This is a genomic window from Daejeonella sp. (assembly GCF_044232565.1).
Taxonomy (GTDB): Bacteria; Bacteroidota; Bacteroidia; order Sphingobacteriales; family Sphingobacteriaceae; genus Daejeonella.
On sequence record NZ_JBIILQ010000046.1, the window covers coordinates 1 to 14,486 of the forward strand.

The 14,486-nt window shown below is 35.7% G+C and carries 15 protein-coding genes; 9 read left to right on the forward strand and 6 right to left on the reverse strand.

All coding sequences use genetic code 11. The features are described from left to right. Positions 1-1,860 (forward strand): TonB-dependent receptor domain-containing protein (locus ACILQF_RS04355; protein ID WP_395626189.1); only part of this gene is annotated, 1,860 nt, incomplete at its 5' end. An 80-nt stretch (positions 1,861-1,940) separates the two neighbouring features. Then, positions 1,941-2,867 carry a cobalamin-binding protein gene (locus ACILQF_RS04360; RefSeq protein ID WP_395626190.1) on the forward strand — a complete coding sequence of 309 codons (927 nt, stop codon included), beginning with the start codon at positions 1,941-1,943 and terminating at the stop codon, positions 2,865-2,867. Between the two features lie 40 nt (positions 2,868-2,907). Here ACILQF_RS04360 and ACILQF_RS04365 read toward each other — a convergent pair whose 3' ends face one another. Next, positions 2,908-3,429, reverse strand: coding sequence for an NADPH-dependent FMN reductase (locus ACILQF_RS04365; RefSeq protein ID WP_395626191.1), 522 nt, complete (start codon positions 3,427-3,429; stop codon positions 2,908-2,910). Between the two features lie 171 nt (positions 3,430-3,600). Here ACILQF_RS04365 and ACILQF_RS04370 point away from each other — a divergent pair, with 171 nt between their 5' ends. From ACILQF_RS04370 to lepB, 5 genes are read left to right on the forward strand one after another with little or no spacing between them, the layout of a single operon-like run. Next, the gene (locus tag ACILQF_RS04370; protein ID WP_395626192.1) at positions 3,601-4,404 is read left to right on the forward strand and encodes a ParA family protein; all 804 of its coding nucleotides are present in this window, start codon (positions 3,601-3,603) and stop codon (positions 4,402-4,404) included. A 1-nt stretch (position 4,405) separates the two neighbouring features. Continuing rightward, entirely contained in the window at positions 4,406-5,302 is an 897-nt protein-coding gene (locus tag ACILQF_RS04375; protein ID WP_395626193.1) for a ParB/RepB/Spo0J family partition protein, read from the forward strand. Positions 5,303-5,322: 20 nt separating this feature from the next. Next, entirely contained in the window at positions 5,323-5,922 is a 600-nt protein-coding gene (locus ACILQF_RS04380; protein WP_395626194.1) for a DUF5683 domain-containing protein, read from the forward strand. A 37-nt stretch (positions 5,923-5,959) separates the two neighbouring features. Beyond that, a complete protein-coding gene (gene dapB, locus ACILQF_RS04385; protein ID WP_395626195.1) occupies positions 5,960-6,703 on the forward strand; it encodes a 4-hydroxy-tetrahydrodipicolinate reductase in 744 nt (247 codons plus the stop codon). A 17-nt stretch (positions 6,704-6,720) separates the two neighbouring features. After that, complete coding sequence (lepB, locus tag ACILQF_RS04390; protein WP_395626196.1) at positions 6,721-7,833, forward strand: signal peptidase I; 1,113 nt, start codon at positions 6,721-6,723, stop codon at positions 7,831-7,833. A 54-nt stretch (positions 7,834-7,887) separates the two neighbouring features. On the opposite strand, the gene ACILQF_RS04395 is transcribed toward lepB, so the two are convergent. The 4 genes from ACILQF_RS04395 to ACILQF_RS04410 all read right to left on the reverse strand — a co-directional run bounded on the left by ACILQF_RS04395 (position 7,888) and on the right by ACILQF_RS04410 (position 10,488). After that, positions 7,888-8,427, reverse strand: a complete 540-nt coding sequence (locus ACILQF_RS04395; protein ID WP_395626197.1) for a cysteine peptidase family C39 domain-containing protein — start codon at positions 8,425-8,427, stop codon at positions 7,888-7,890. Between the two features lie 10 nt (positions 8,428-8,437). Next, positions 8,438-9,667, reverse strand: coding sequence for a carboxypeptidase-like regulatory domain-containing protein (locus ACILQF_RS04400; protein WP_395626198.1), 1,230 nt, complete (start codon positions 9,665-9,667; stop codon positions 8,438-8,440). Positions 9,668-9,678: 11 nt separating this feature from the next. After that, a complete protein-coding gene (locus tag ACILQF_RS04405) occupies positions 9,679-10,269 on the reverse strand; it encodes a hypothetical protein (protein ID WP_395626199.1) in 591 nt (196 codons plus the stop codon). A gap of 75 nt (positions 10,270-10,344) precedes the next feature. After that, positions 10,345-10,488, reverse strand: a complete 144-nt coding sequence (locus tag ACILQF_RS04410; RefSeq protein ID WP_395626200.1) for a hypothetical protein — start codon at positions 10,486-10,488, stop codon at positions 10,345-10,347. A 339-nt stretch (positions 10,489-10,827) separates the two neighbouring features. Between ACILQF_RS04410 and ACILQF_RS04415 the strand changes: the two genes are divergently transcribed. Together ACILQF_RS04415 and ACILQF_RS04420 are read left to right on the forward strand one after the other, a co-directional pair. Next, positions 10,828-11,106, forward strand: a complete 279-nt coding sequence (locus ACILQF_RS04415; RefSeq protein ID WP_395626201.1) for a helix-turn-helix transcriptional regulator — start codon at positions 10,828-10,830, stop codon at positions 11,104-11,106. 86 nt (positions 11,107-11,192) lie between these two features. Further along, positions 11,193-11,405, forward strand: coding sequence for a helix-turn-helix transcriptional regulator (locus ACILQF_RS04420; protein ID WP_395626202.1), 213 nt, complete (start codon positions 11,193-11,195; stop codon positions 11,403-11,405). Positions 11,406-11,563: 158 nt separating this feature from the next. On the opposite strand, the gene ACILQF_RS04425 is transcribed toward ACILQF_RS04420, so the two are convergent. Further along, positions 11,564-14,284: a carboxypeptidase regulatory-like domain-containing protein gene (locus ACILQF_RS04425; protein WP_395626203.1), complete on the reverse strand. Its 2,721-nt coding sequence runs from the start codon at positions 14,282-14,284 to the stop codon at positions 11,564-11,566. Positions 14,285-14,486: the final 202 nt, after the last annotated feature.

The window sequence follows — 14,486 nt, forward strand, 5'->3', positions numbered from 1 at the left end:
GATCAAATCAAAAATGTTGAGGTAATTACATCACCATCAGCTAAATATGATGCTGAAGGAACTTCTGGAATTATTAATATCATCACTAAGAAGAATAATTTAGCTGGTGTTAGTGGTTCAGTAAATGGAGGAGTGGGAACTCGCCAGAATAGTGGGAACTTAAACTTAAATGCAAAAACTGGTCGCTTAGCGCTTACCGCAAATGGTGGTGGTTTTTATTCATGGCCGCAAACAAGTATGTTATCATTTAATCGAGCATCTACAGATGCGAGTCAGATTATTAGCCAAAACGGCGAGAGCAAGACCGACCGCCTTTCAGTAAATGGTTCTCTTGGTGTGGATTATGATTTTAATAGTTTTAATTCAATAAGCTCTAATGTGCGTCTTACCGGATTTAGTAATGGTGCAGATGGATTTAATTTGAACCAAAATCTATTCAATGGCTCCGCAGTTAATTTTACTCGATTAACAGATAATTCAACCAATATGAATGGTATTGACTGGAGTAGTGATTATTTACATAAATTCAAGAAGAAGGATCAGCAAATTTCGGTAGCTTATCAGTTTACAAACAGCTTGCAAAATAATGATTATTCTACTGATTTCTCAAATACAGCGATCGATGAATATGGTAATAATGATGCCGATAACACTGAAAATACCATTCAAGTAGATTATACGCATCCTTTCAAGAAGGTAACTTTTGAAACAGGTGTTAAAGGTATTCTTAGAGATATTGTGAGCGATAACCAAACACGCAACTTTAATTCAACTACGAGCGTGTTTACACCTATTTCTGCTCGTACCTATGTTTACGATTATAATCAGGATGTTTACTCTGCCTATGCTACATTTGGTTTTACATTGGCCAAAAAATATGGTATTAGAGCAGGTGCACGATATGAAGGTACAGAAATTATGGGTGATGCAAGATCTGTGGGTGCTGCCGCTTCACCATTTAGCAGTAGTTATTTTAACCTTGTTCCTAGTTTCGTGATTTCACGAACGTTCAAAAACTTTTCTACGGTTAAATTTAGTTATAATCAGCGTTTACAAAGGCCGAGTTTATTTTACTTAAATCCATTTTTGAACAGTGCCGATATCTACAATCAATCGCAAGGAAACCCTGCATTGAAGCCTGAATTATCGCATAACGTTGAATTTAATTATTCAATGTTCGTAAAGAGCTCTGTTTTGAATGCATCGGTTTATTACCGTCGTACCAATGATATTATTGAAAGTTTTGTGATTCCAATAACACTTACAGATCCTACATCAGGTTTAGGTGCTACAGGCTCTAAAACGACCTTTCGTAATGTAGGCAATAATAATTCGGTAGGGTTTAACTTCTTCGGACAGATCAATCCGATTAAGCCGCTTACCTTGAGAGGTAATTTTAATGCTTTTACTTATGATATCAACACAAATAGTAGCGTGGTGGTTTCTAACGTTAATTCATCTACTCAGATGATTTATAACGGTTTCTTCATGGCTTCTTATGTGTTTTCTAAGGGCTTGACCTTTGAGACATTTTTAATTACTAATTCACCACGCCGCACTGCTCAAGGTAGAAATCCATCGTTCAATATGTGGAACTTAGGCATGAAGAAGGAAATTATGAAGAAAAAAGGGAGTATAGGCTTAACCATCATTGATCCTTTCAATGAACGGAAGAATTTCCGCTCAAGCATTGCAGGTGCGGATTTCACTCAGTCAAGTAACTTTTCAATCCCTTTCCGCTCATTTGGAACAAGTTTCAGCTACCGTTTTGGTAAGATGACCATGCAAGCGCCAAAGAAGAAGAGAGGCGTAAGTAACGACGACTTGAAGCAAGGGGAACAAAATATGGGTAACCAATAACAGATAAATTTTTCTAGAAAAAAGGCTAGGTGCATTGTATCTGGCCTTTTTTAATTTTTACATTTGTAGAAATGTCAAACATGCCTAATCAAAGAATAATTTCCCTTTTGCCTGCTGCTACCGAAATAATCTGTGCTTTAGGTTTGGAACATCAACTGGTTGGAAGGTCACATGAGTGTGATTATCCCGCGAATATTGCCAATTTGCCGGTTTGTTCTTCTGCTAAATTCATCTCCGGATCAAATAGCGCTGAAATTGACAGACAAGTCAAAGAGATTTTATCTGATTCGCTATCTATCTACGAGATTGACAGAGACTTAATTAAACAATTGTCGCCTGATGTAATCATTACCCAAGCACAATGTGAAGTTTGCGCGGTTAGTTTAAACGATGTTGAGCTTGCACTAAAGGATCTTTTAGAAAAGGAATGCCAGATAATTTCTTTACAGCCTAATGGTTTGGATGATATTTATCAAGAAATTCAACTGCTGGCTGATCAGCTGGGTGTGCCTGAAGCAGGAGCAGAACTGCTTGAATTATCTGAAGAAAGAATCAATATAATACAACACAAGTTGAAATTTATCAGTGATAGGCCGAGTGTAGCTTGTGTAGAATGGCTTGATCCGCTTATGATTGCTGGGAATTGGACTCCCGAAATTGTAGAAATTGCGGGGGGTACGCCTGTGCTAACGCTCGCAGGGAAGCATTCATCGTATATTAATTTTGAAGATATTCTAAAGGCTAATCCAGATATTTTGGTCCTAATGCCCTGTGGGTTTTCCATTCAAAGAACACTGCAAGAAATTAATTTATTGCTTGATTTGCCAGGTTGGACCGATCTGAAGGCCGTTCAAAATCAAAAAATATTTATTGTTGATGGGAACCAATATTTTAATCGATCGGGACCAAGAATAACTGATAGTATTGAAATTATGGCAGAAATTATCAATCCCAAGCAATTTGTCTTCGGCAATGAGGGTAATGGATGGCTGCACTTTAGGGTTTAAAAGATCTGGCGAATTGAAGCACCAGATCTTTTAAATCCTGTTAAAATTCAATAAACTGATTAATCTGTTGGTCTACAAATTTTACAGTTTCGTCTTGAAATAAATCTCCATTTTCATTGAATTCTTTCCCGATAGAAGGGATATGAATACGCAATGGTAAAACATGTAGATTGATATAATGACAAATCCCTGTTAAGTGCTCAATCCCACGAACATTGCCATATTTACCACTTGCAAGCCCCACAAGTGCAACTTTTTTACCATAAAAACTTTCAGGAAAGGTACAAGCATCAATAAAAAGCTTAAGAATGCCAGGAAAGCTACCGTTGTATTCAGGGGCTACAAAAATAAATTTTGAAGAAGCAGAGATTTTATTTTGTATACTTTGGAACGCTTCGCTACGTTTACCGTATAAATCTGTGCTTATCAAATGATCAGGTAAATCCATAAGCGACAGGACTTCTGCTTCCGCGCCTTTTGCTAAAATTTGTTTCTTATAATATTCGGCAAGCTTTAGTGAATTACTGCCTTCACGGTTTGTACAGGATATAATTGTTGTCATTTTTGTGGATAAGATGTGCAAAACGGAAAATCGCTCAGCGGTGTAAATTGTTTATTTTTGTATCTTCGCTTTTTAAATTCATGAAGGTTCGACAAAAGTAGTATTTTGATCTGCTATGATTTAGTTTTTAGGGTTTTTTAATATCACATATTTGTAATTATTTTTTTTAATATGGGCAAAATCATTGCATTAGCTAATCAAAAAGGGGGGGTGGGTAAAACTACCTCGTCAATTAATCTTGCAGCAAGTTTAGCGGTACTCGAATTTCGTACTCTACTAGTTGATGCGGATCCACAGGCAAATTCTACGTCTGGAATTGGATTCGATCCGCGTACGATTAAGGCTAGTATTTACGAATGTATTATTAATGAGATTGATCCTTTAGAAGCTATTCAAAAAACTGATACTCCTTTTTTAGATCTTCTACCTGCCCATATTGATCTTGTAGGTGCCGAAATTGAAATGATCAATATGTCGGATCGCGAGTTTAAAATGAAGGCAGTTCTTGCGAAAATCAAGGATAATTATGATTTCATTATCATTGACTGCTCACCTTCACTGGGTTTAATCACAATCAACTCACTCACTGCGGCCGATTCGGTAATTATTCCTGTACAATGTGAGTATTTTGCATTAGAAGGCTTAGGTAAATTGTTAAATACCATTAAAATAGTTCAGAATCGCTTGAATCCGAATTTACAGATAGAGGGTATTTTGCTGACCATGTATGATGTTCGTCTACGTTTATCCAATCAAGTTGTGGAGGAAGTTAAGACTCATTTTCAAGATTTGGTATTCGATACAATCATTCAAAGAAATACACGCTTGAGTGAGGCTCCAAGTTATGGAATCTCCGTAATTATGCACGATGCAAACTGCAAAGGCGCCATAAACTACCTTAATTTGGCAAGAGAGATAATCCGCAAAAATGGATTGGCCTCCAAGGAAGAAACTACAAAAAAAGCTTTAGCATAAGATGAACTACCAGAAGAAAACCGGCTTAGGGAAGGGATTAAAGGCATTGCTGGACGATTCTGATTTACCGGGGAATGATCGTCAGCAGATTAGTAACGACAAGCCCTCTTTGGGATCTATTAGCTTTGTACAGATTGAACAAGTTGAGGTAAATCCATTTCAACCAAGAACGGAGTTTGATGCGGAGGCGCTGAAAGAACTTTCCGATTCAATAAAACTTCAGGGACTTATTCAGCCGATTACAGTAAGACAGGCTGGTCAGAATTCCTATCAGTTAATTTCTGGTGAGCGACGTTTACGTGCTTCGAAATTAGCCGGGCTTAAAGAAATTCCTGCATATATTCGTACTGCCAACGACCAGCAGATGCTGGAAATGGCATTAATTGAAAATATTCAGCGTGAAAATTTAAACGCCATTGAGGTGGCCTTAAGCTTTCAGCGTATGGTTGATGAATGTCATTTGAAGCAAGAAGAACTTGGCGATAGGGTGAGCAAAAATCGTTCAACCGTAACTAATTATCTTCGTCTCCTAAAATTACCGCCTGTTATTCAGGCTTCTATTCGCGATAAAAAGCTTTCAATGGGGCATGCACGTGCCTTAATATCTGTTGAAGACTCTGATAAACAGTTGTATATCTATCAAGAGATTATAAAAAACGGACTGTCAGTTCGGAAAGTTGAAGAGCTTGTTCGACAGATACAAACAATAGGTAAGGAAAAGAAAAAAGCAAAAGGTGGAGCAATTTCATTTCAGTATATGAAGATTCAGGATGATCTAGCCTCTAAATTTAGCACCAACGTTAAGTTAAAACTGGGGGATAAGGGTAAAGGATCTATTGAGATTAACTTTATGTCTGATGATGATTTGACCCGTATTTTGGAAATGTTAGATTGGTAATGTACTCTAAAATCCTTTTTGTGTTATTATTGTTGCGTTTTTTAACGCATGGAGAAGCTTTTTCGCAAGTTGTGGAGGCTAATTCTGCCCCTACAGACACTAGTAAAAAAGCAATAAAAAAAACTCCAGCAATCAAAGATTCTGCTCGTATTGTTATTGAAGCTATGCCCCGACGCGCGGCTTTGAATTCTGCCTTGCTTCCCGGACTTGGTCAAATTAATAATAAACGATGGTGGAAGGTACCCCTGGTTTATGGTGGTTTTGTTGGAATAGGCCTTGTTTTTGAGTTTAATCAACGCTATTATCAAGTTTTTTTAAAGGAAGCACAGTTTAGGCAAGAAAATCCGGGAAAAACTCAAAACCCACTTTATGCGCCCTATACCACAGAGGGTATTATTAGTATAAAGGATTCTTACAGGCGTAATCGTGATCTTTCGGTGCTTGCAGGTTTAGGATTCTATGCAATAAATATCATTGATGCCTATGTAGACGCAAAGTTTTTTAGATTTGATATCTCAGATGAATTATCTGCTAAAATAAGTCCGACATTAAACCAAGCTCCCATTCATGCCGCTGGCTTTAGTCCGGTAATGGGGCTTAAGCTTAAAATTGCCCTATGATTATCAAGCATAATTTTTTAATAAATAGCTTATACAAATGAAAATAGCGATCCTAGGATACGGTAAAATGGGCCGAATTATTGAGAAATTTGCACACGAGAGGGGGCATGAAATTGTTTTAAAGGTTAATGTAGAAAACACGGAAGATCTTACCCTTGAGAATCTCCAAAAGGCAGATGTAGCGATAGATTTTAGCACTCCAGATTCTGCATTAAGTAATATTGAGCTATGCTTTGATGCCCATGTTCCTGTAGTTGTTGGTACAACTGGCTGGTATGGCCATTTACAAGAAGTGAAAAATAAGTGCTTAAGTGGTAACAATACATTGCTTTATGCATCCAATTTCAGTATTGGCGTTAATGTTTTCTTTTTTGTTAATAAAATATTGGCAAAAATCATGAACAGATATCCCCAATACGAGGTTCAGGTTGAGGAAATTCATCATACAGAGAAGCTTGATTCACCTAGTGGAACTGCGATGACGATTGCTGAAGGTATTTTATCGGAGCTAGAACGTAAAAATGAGTGGGTAAATGAACTTATAGGTTCTGGTGAAGAACTGATTGCAAAACCAGATCAATTGTTAATTGAATCACATCGAATTGAGGATGTTCCGGGTACGCATACTGTTATTTATAGCTCGGAAGTGGATGATATAGAGTTTAAACACAAAGCGCATAGTCGCGCTGGTTTTGCGCTTGGGGCTCTTTTAGCCGCCGAATGGTTGCAAGACAAAAAAGGTTTTTTTAATATTACGGATATGTTTGATTTTAGCATTTAACATTTATAACTAAATACATGAATTTAAAAGGTTCCAATACGAATCCTTCAAAGGATAAGAAAGAAAGAAAAAAGAAATCGGCTGGAAGAGAGTGGTTTGATGCCATTCTTTTTGCTGTAGTTGCTGCTACTTTAATTAGGGGCCTATTTATTGAAGCCTACACCATTCCTACAGGATCTATGGAAAAGACCTTGCTTGTAGGTGATTTCCTATTTGTAAGCAAGGTAAATTATGGAGCAAGAACACCAATGACTCCTTTGGCATTTCCATTTGCACATCATACCATGCCAATTACGGGTACAAAGGCCTATTGGGAAGGTATAAAATGGGATTATCACCGTTTACCTGGGCTGAGTGAAGTTAAAAGAAATGATGTGGTAGTTTTTAATTATCCGATGGATGCAGATGCGCCCCTATCACGCCCTGTAGATAAGCGCGAAAATTATATCAAGCGTTGTTTGGCCGTTGGTGGTGATACACTCAAAATTATAAATGCTAGAGTTTTTCTAAATGGAAAGCCTGCAGAGGAGCCACAGTTTGGTGAAAAATATTATTTTGTGCAAACAGATGGAACAGATATAAACCCTCAAGCGGTTGAAGATTTAAAAATCGAGGCACAGCGCTCATCCGCAGATCAATATATTTTTAATATGACCTCAGAAGATGCTGAAATTATTAAAAAATGGTCGAATGTAAAGGAAGTTAGCTTATATGTAAGACCTGCTAATGAGTATGACGCACAGATTTTTCCTCATGATCCTCAATTTAAGTGGAATGCAGATAATTTTGGTCCGCTGATTATCCCTAAAAAGGGCTGGACCGTAAAGTTGGATAGCACTAATTATGCTCTTTACGAACGTGCAATCTCAATTTATGAAGGAAATACCATAGAACGAAAAGGGAACGAAATTCTTATAAATGGGAAGAAAACAGATACCTATACCTTCAAAATGAACTATTATTGGATGATGGGCGATAATCGTGATAACTCACTAGATTCACGCTATTGGGGTATGGTTCCTGATGATCACATAGTAGGTAAAGCCCTGTTTGTGTGGATGAGCTGGGACAGTAATGCAGGATTCTTCAGTAAAATTCGTTGGAGTAGGTTATTGGGCGGGATTAAGTAAAGAAATAGTGTATTGAAATGAAGAGTGGACTCAGTGACTATTAAGTCAAGTTATCTATATGTTGCTTTTTAGGAATAAAAACCAAAAAGAATAACTGACAAGTGCAATTAAGGCCAATAAAACTAAACGAAAAACAAAAGGTACTTTACTTTTAGACTTTGACCTTAAATCTCCGGTCCGAAAACAATTGGCAGGCTCCAATAAAACCAATACTCCTGTCCATTCTTTTTGAAATTCTTTATGCTGAATTGTCCGTGTTTTACCTAGAGCAGGATCCATCATCAATAATCCAGTATCGTCTGAATCAAATATTGATACAAAATGATAACCTGAATTTCTTAATTTCAAATGTGCAATAAATGGTTTAGGTATTAATTTTATGGATTGAATATTCCCTTTTACCCCCTTTGCAATAAATCCTAATTTCTCTGCTAAGGAAATTAATTCATGAATTGTAGTTCCATTTCGATTGATTTGGCTGTGGTTCTGAATGTCTGAAACTGAAACAAAAAGTCCATAATATGCTGCAACTGATGCCAAACAAGCAGGGCCACAATCAGAAAGACCGCGTTGCAGCACATTGATTTTATTCATTAAGCAGTTTTTATTTCCCTGACCATTTTTCTAAAAAAACAGATTCTTGTGAAATATTGGGAATTAGTTTAGGATTTTCCCAATAGTTAAAAGTATACTGGTTACCTCTTGAATAAAGCGAACGTTTATTATATGTTCCATTGGTAAAAGGAGCAGAGTTAATAGTTTGCAGATCAGTTATTATGAGTTCACTGGTAAATTCATTCTTTTGGTTAAGTTTTTTTCCGGAAAAAAGAATTCCATGACTTTCCTTGATGTATTTTAAATTATAAGAATTATCGTTTGATTCGAATCTAATATATAGATCAGAAGAAATAACACTTATTTTAGTCCCAAAAAGATTAAAACTTTTTAAGTTTTTTTCTGAACCGGTAGCTACTTTACAATCTAATGCGATGATTAATTTTGATTCTTTGTCGATAAAAATTTTTCCGCCTAGTACAACTGTATTTGTATTTCTTTGAGGCTTAAAATCTATCCTATAAGTTGCTTTTCCTTCTTCTGAAAACTCAGAAATATGGTAGTCATAGAATTCAAACCGATTACTATCTAAAGGCGAAATCTCGGAAAGAGATATGAATTTTATAATCTTATTGACACTTATTATTGAATTAAATTCATTGATTTTTTCCTCTTCTTCCTGAATTGGCAATTCTTTTGCTCGTGATTGTAATACCCTTAAGTCTGTTTTTAAATCATTGTTCTTTTTGCGCTCCACATAATACTCAACTAATCCATCTGCATATTTGGTTAAGAAACTATCTCTCTTTACCGATTCCCTGTAGTATCCTTTAAATATGGCTGGGGAAGGGTAATGTTTAGCTGATATGTTGATCGCTTCCTTTAGAATGGACTTTGCATTTATAGGGCTAATCACTACTTCATTCAATTCAATTGTATTTGGTACCAGAACAAAATCTTTAAAATCGTTAATAGAAGTCAACTTTAAAGGTATTTTAATGCTATTATAGCCTATACAGGTAACCATTAGCGTGTCCATTTCATTAAAAGATGTAAAGTTGAATCCAAAAAGACCTTCGCTATTTGACATGGAACTAATATTCGTTTTAAGAAGTTTAATATTGGCGAAGGCAATTGGCGTTTTAAGTTTAAAATCCAATAAATTACCTTTAAGCGTATGGTTTGTTTGTGCCAACAGATCAACATGAACAAAAAGAATTAACAAGTTGATGATGATTATTTTTAGCAAAAAACTAAAATGGGAGTAATTAATATTCATGTTTTAAGTTTTTAATAAATAATCAAACCAAATGAAAAAGCACTATAATTTGCATTGATTCGCTGGTTTGATTCTTTGGAAATTAAATTCGAAATGGAATGACCGTAATTAATAAATGGTCTTAAAACTATATTGTTTAATTTCCTGTCGAAGAATAATTCCCCTTCATATGAAGAAAAGAAATTTCTCAAATCATAAGGTTCTATTAAATTTATTTGTTGTTTTTGATTCAGATACGTCGCACTCAATGAGGATGATATTCCAAATGGCAAATTTCTGATTGGATAGTAAGAAATTTTAAAGGGAAGGGAGAATGTCGAATACTTAATCGTTTCCTTCTCCAAACCTTTGCTCAATAAAAATTTATTGAACATTAGATCAAGTTTAAACCCTAAACTGATTTTTGGCTTAATTTTATACTCATAATTAAACGCAACCAAATTTAATCCTGTGTTATAGGAGGACTGTAATTCAGGATCATCAACAATTATACGTGAGATTTTAGCTCCAGCACCATAGCCTGCTCTATGTTTTGTTTCCTGACCTTTGCAAGGTAAACCCATTTTAAGGGAAAAGATGGTAATCAAAATGATGTATTTCATATAAATTGACTTTTGTAAAAAATCTATCCCGCGATTTTGAAATCTGGCCGGGATAGATAATTAGAATGAAAATAGTTAGGCCTCTGTAATTATAGCGATTACAAGTGTAACTGCCCATATTGCCCAAGCCCACCAAGGAAGTTTACCGCCAGAAATAACATTCATTTCTGATTCATTCATTTCAACCAAATAAAGTTTTTCAATCTCTAGATTTTTCATATTCTATAATTTACACGCTTTTTTCTCATCACTACGATAGGGCATTTAGCATCTTCCCTTTCTGCCGGCCAAACATTAACACGAATGTAACAACTATTAATTATTAATCAAAAATATTTCACCATAAGTTTAACTAAGAGTTAATTATTTACGTAATTTATTAGGTATATCTAATGTAGTTGAGATTAGTGTTTACAAATAATTATTTTAATTAACTGATAATTAGTTAATTGTATTATTGTTGTATTTCTAAAAAATAGAAATTCATAATATAATGTTCCTTTCACTGATTTGATTAGATGCCTAAATAATAATTATTGTGATTTTAAACTTTAGATCATGAACGCTGAAATTGGACAAGTTGTCGCCTTGCTAAGAATGGCTCATGGATTAAAACAGAATGATGTGTCCAAAAGACTTGAAATTTCAATTTCCGCTTATGCTAATATGGAGAGAGGACGCTGTGATTTAAATACAGAGAAATTTGAACAGATTGCGTCCTTGTATAAGATTAAACCTCATCAAATTATCATGCTTTCAGAAGCATTAAATAAACATAAGGACCTTGAGTTGATTAAGAATTCAATCAGTAGTATTTTAAATGGTATAAGAATATAGCCATTGTAACTTTACCCTTAGTTTAACTTAGGGTGAAATATTTACGGAATTTAAAATTCATTCTTAATTTTGCTTGAATAAATATAATGAAGAGGGAGATCGGTAACATAATCCAGACATTTCGGATATCTTGTGGCTTTAAGCAGGTATATATGGCCTATAATTTGGGGATTTCTACCCAAGCTTATGCCAATTTAGAACATGGCAGAAGTGATTTAAAATCTGCGAAATTACAGCTTATAGCTAATTTATTGGGAATCCGACCCTATCAAATCAGAGGAGTTAAAACAGCATGGTGATCTTCACGGACTGGCTTATGCCATAAAGGGAATGATCAGGCTTTCACGTATAGATTTGAATAATAGAAAGTTAACACTTGAAGATCAATTTTTACTTTCTATGGATAGAAGTATTAGAAGGTCTTCATTATGTTAGACGGGATGGTATGTTTAACTTTTTACTCCACCTTATATCGGTAGATAAATCTCGATAAATTCCCTTCAATGTCTGTTCCTTCTACAATTGCTTTATAGCTTCCCTTATTGTCGCTATTATAAAATTCCATTGCCATTGTTCCATTTGCATCGGTAAAAACTCTGGGGTTCCAATAAACGGTAGTTCGGTAGTCAGATCCTTGAGTTCTGCTTTCAGGTGTCAGGTATTTAGGATTATAAAACTCTCTCTTTTTTAGATATCCCTGTGGGTTGAATGTCAATACATTGCTTGGAGGGAAAAGTTTTCTCAAATCCTCTGCGGTAACTGCAGAGCCTTTGACTGCCTTTTTTGTATTTATGACCAAAATACCATTGGTATTGTAGGTTCTGCTAACAAGCCCCATATCATCTTTCAAGAAAATCTCTACGTTGTCTACATCTGCCGACTGTACACTATTTAGGTAAGAGGCATCTACGGGCATTCCATTTAAGAATATTTGCACCGGTACTTTCATTCCACTATTAAAAACTCGGGTCACGTAGAAATTATTATCAGTATAGGTTAGACCCATAGCTGATGTTTGCAAACAACTTAAAAATACGTTGCAGTTCTGAAAGCGATCAGAACTAATTAAATGATCTGGAACTGTAGGAAGGCCCGAAAGTGCAGGATGATCTGAGTGGCTCGGCTTTTTGACTGCTGAAGAGGTGATTACAACTTCTTGTAGCATTTGGGTAACCATTCGGTATTGCCTTTTACTATGATCTAAATAAGGTAAAAGCACACTGTCGATATTAAGTTTCTCATCGGCTTTGTTTGTATTCTTTACGATTGCTGGGAAGGCGTTTCCATTTAGCATGATCATCATGTTTTTTGCTGCATTGGGGCTACGAGCACTTATATTTGCTTCCGTAGAATCAGGAATGTTTACATTTTCAAATTTAAATTCCCCTCGAACATTAGATTTTGTTTCTGCATAAAAACGACTTTCTGGAACAACCAGCTTAAGGCTACCATTTGAAACGGGCATTCCATTCGATGATCTCAATATTCCTGAAAATTCAATTCCCTGCTCGGGTAAAACACTAATTACAGGTTCCTTTCCTGCAATAATATCCTTATAAGAAAACTTTCTATATCCTTGGGTCATCATTAAAAGGTCGAGGTCAGCTATTTTTTTCTCGTTTATTTGATGGAAGTAATAATTGGGCTTCTCAATAAACCCTTGTAACTCGGATGAAATAAGAAATGAACTCAAAATAGAGATTTCTTCATCTTCATTACTCGGTACCTTTGTTTCATTGTAAACGGAAATCGAGAAATTTCCTTCCACGGGCAAATTTTTTGTCTTAGCCAACACATTCATTTTAACGGGCTGCCGTATTCCATATATCTTTTTGTCGGAGGTTAAGCTCAAGCTAGAATTATTCGGATGCTTCACAAAGACAAGTCGCTCAGCTAATGGTACTCCTTTCGTATCAAAAACTGTTATCTGTATGATCCCCTCAGGGAATTTACTTTTTGGAATGGCTGCCCCGATGTTTAGCGTGTTTAAAGCCGCCTGTGCGGCAAAAGCAATAACTCCCTTGCTACGTGCTATTAGATAGTAGTTCTTGTCTTTATTGGCATTTAAATAGGCTTGGTTGGCACTAATCTGAACCATAATATTACTTGGTGTAATACTAAGTACGGAGAGGCTAATGCCCGACTTTTTAACATCGGGTAATGGAATATTCTTTTTTATCCCATTGGCAAAGGTAAGATTGGCGGTATAGGTTTTACCATTTTCTGGCAATAGTGTGAAGCTACCCATCCCTAAATGTTGGGATTCAATTTTGCTTATCACTTTCCCAGTATTGTCAACTACCTCACCTTTAAGCCCAATTCCTAATCCTTTTTCTTGTATTGCTTTGAAGGCAATTTTAGAATTGATGTTCTCAATTAAATCACCGCCTTCCGGAAAGAACTGCATGTCGGCATTGGTAAATGCATTTTTTAGTGAAAATGTTGAGGTAATCAAGCGGTTCACGTCAACTTCAATGATTGTCTCTAAAACGCCTGTATCTAATGCTGCTTTCTGGCTGGCAGTTAATTTTAAAGCTAATTTACCCATTGCATCAGTTGTTTCACGACCTCGCGCTAGCGTTTCGAATTTGGATATTAACCTCCAATTTACCTTTTTATCGGCCATTGCATTCCCATCCGGATCCTGAAATTTGATATTGGCATTTATCGAGGGATTAGTTGAAGGATTCTCCCCATTGAGGGTGATGCTAGTAATAATCTTCCTATTTATCGCATCTCCGACAGGGATATTTTTAGTAAAAAATAGATCTTCACTAAAGTTTAACATCCAATAGGTATAAGCACGTATTCTATAATTACCTGATTTATAAGCCAAAGGGTCAAGTGTGATACTGCCATAGGCCGATGTGTTGACGATTGGAAGTCTCATAGATCGTACCAGCGTATCGTTCTCAGAAATTAAATCCACATACAATACCTTACTTAAATCAGATGGTTGGTCTTGCCCCATAGCAAGGTAAGCTTTAAACCAAATGGTATCACCAACAGCATAGTATGGTTTATCAAAATGTATGTATACCTTCTCGTAAGGATAATCCTCAACAATTTTTTGAGATTTTTCAATCAAATTGTTTAAGCTAATGGTGTCTTGAGCGATAGCAAAAACAGATTGAAAAAGAATAAAAATAGTGATATAGAAAAATCTTGATAAGTTCATTTGTATACTTTAATAGAATATAACGCTAATATATAGCAAATGATCTTTTTATCACAGATTACATCATTAATTTAGTATTTCTTGTGCTGATTGGCCTTTTTTTCTTTTCAATAGTTGATTGTATACCCCATCCCAAAGATCAATTCTCTTTTGTAAAGATTCTATTGTGGCTTCTTCGGCCTCTTTCCAAAATTGCTCATCT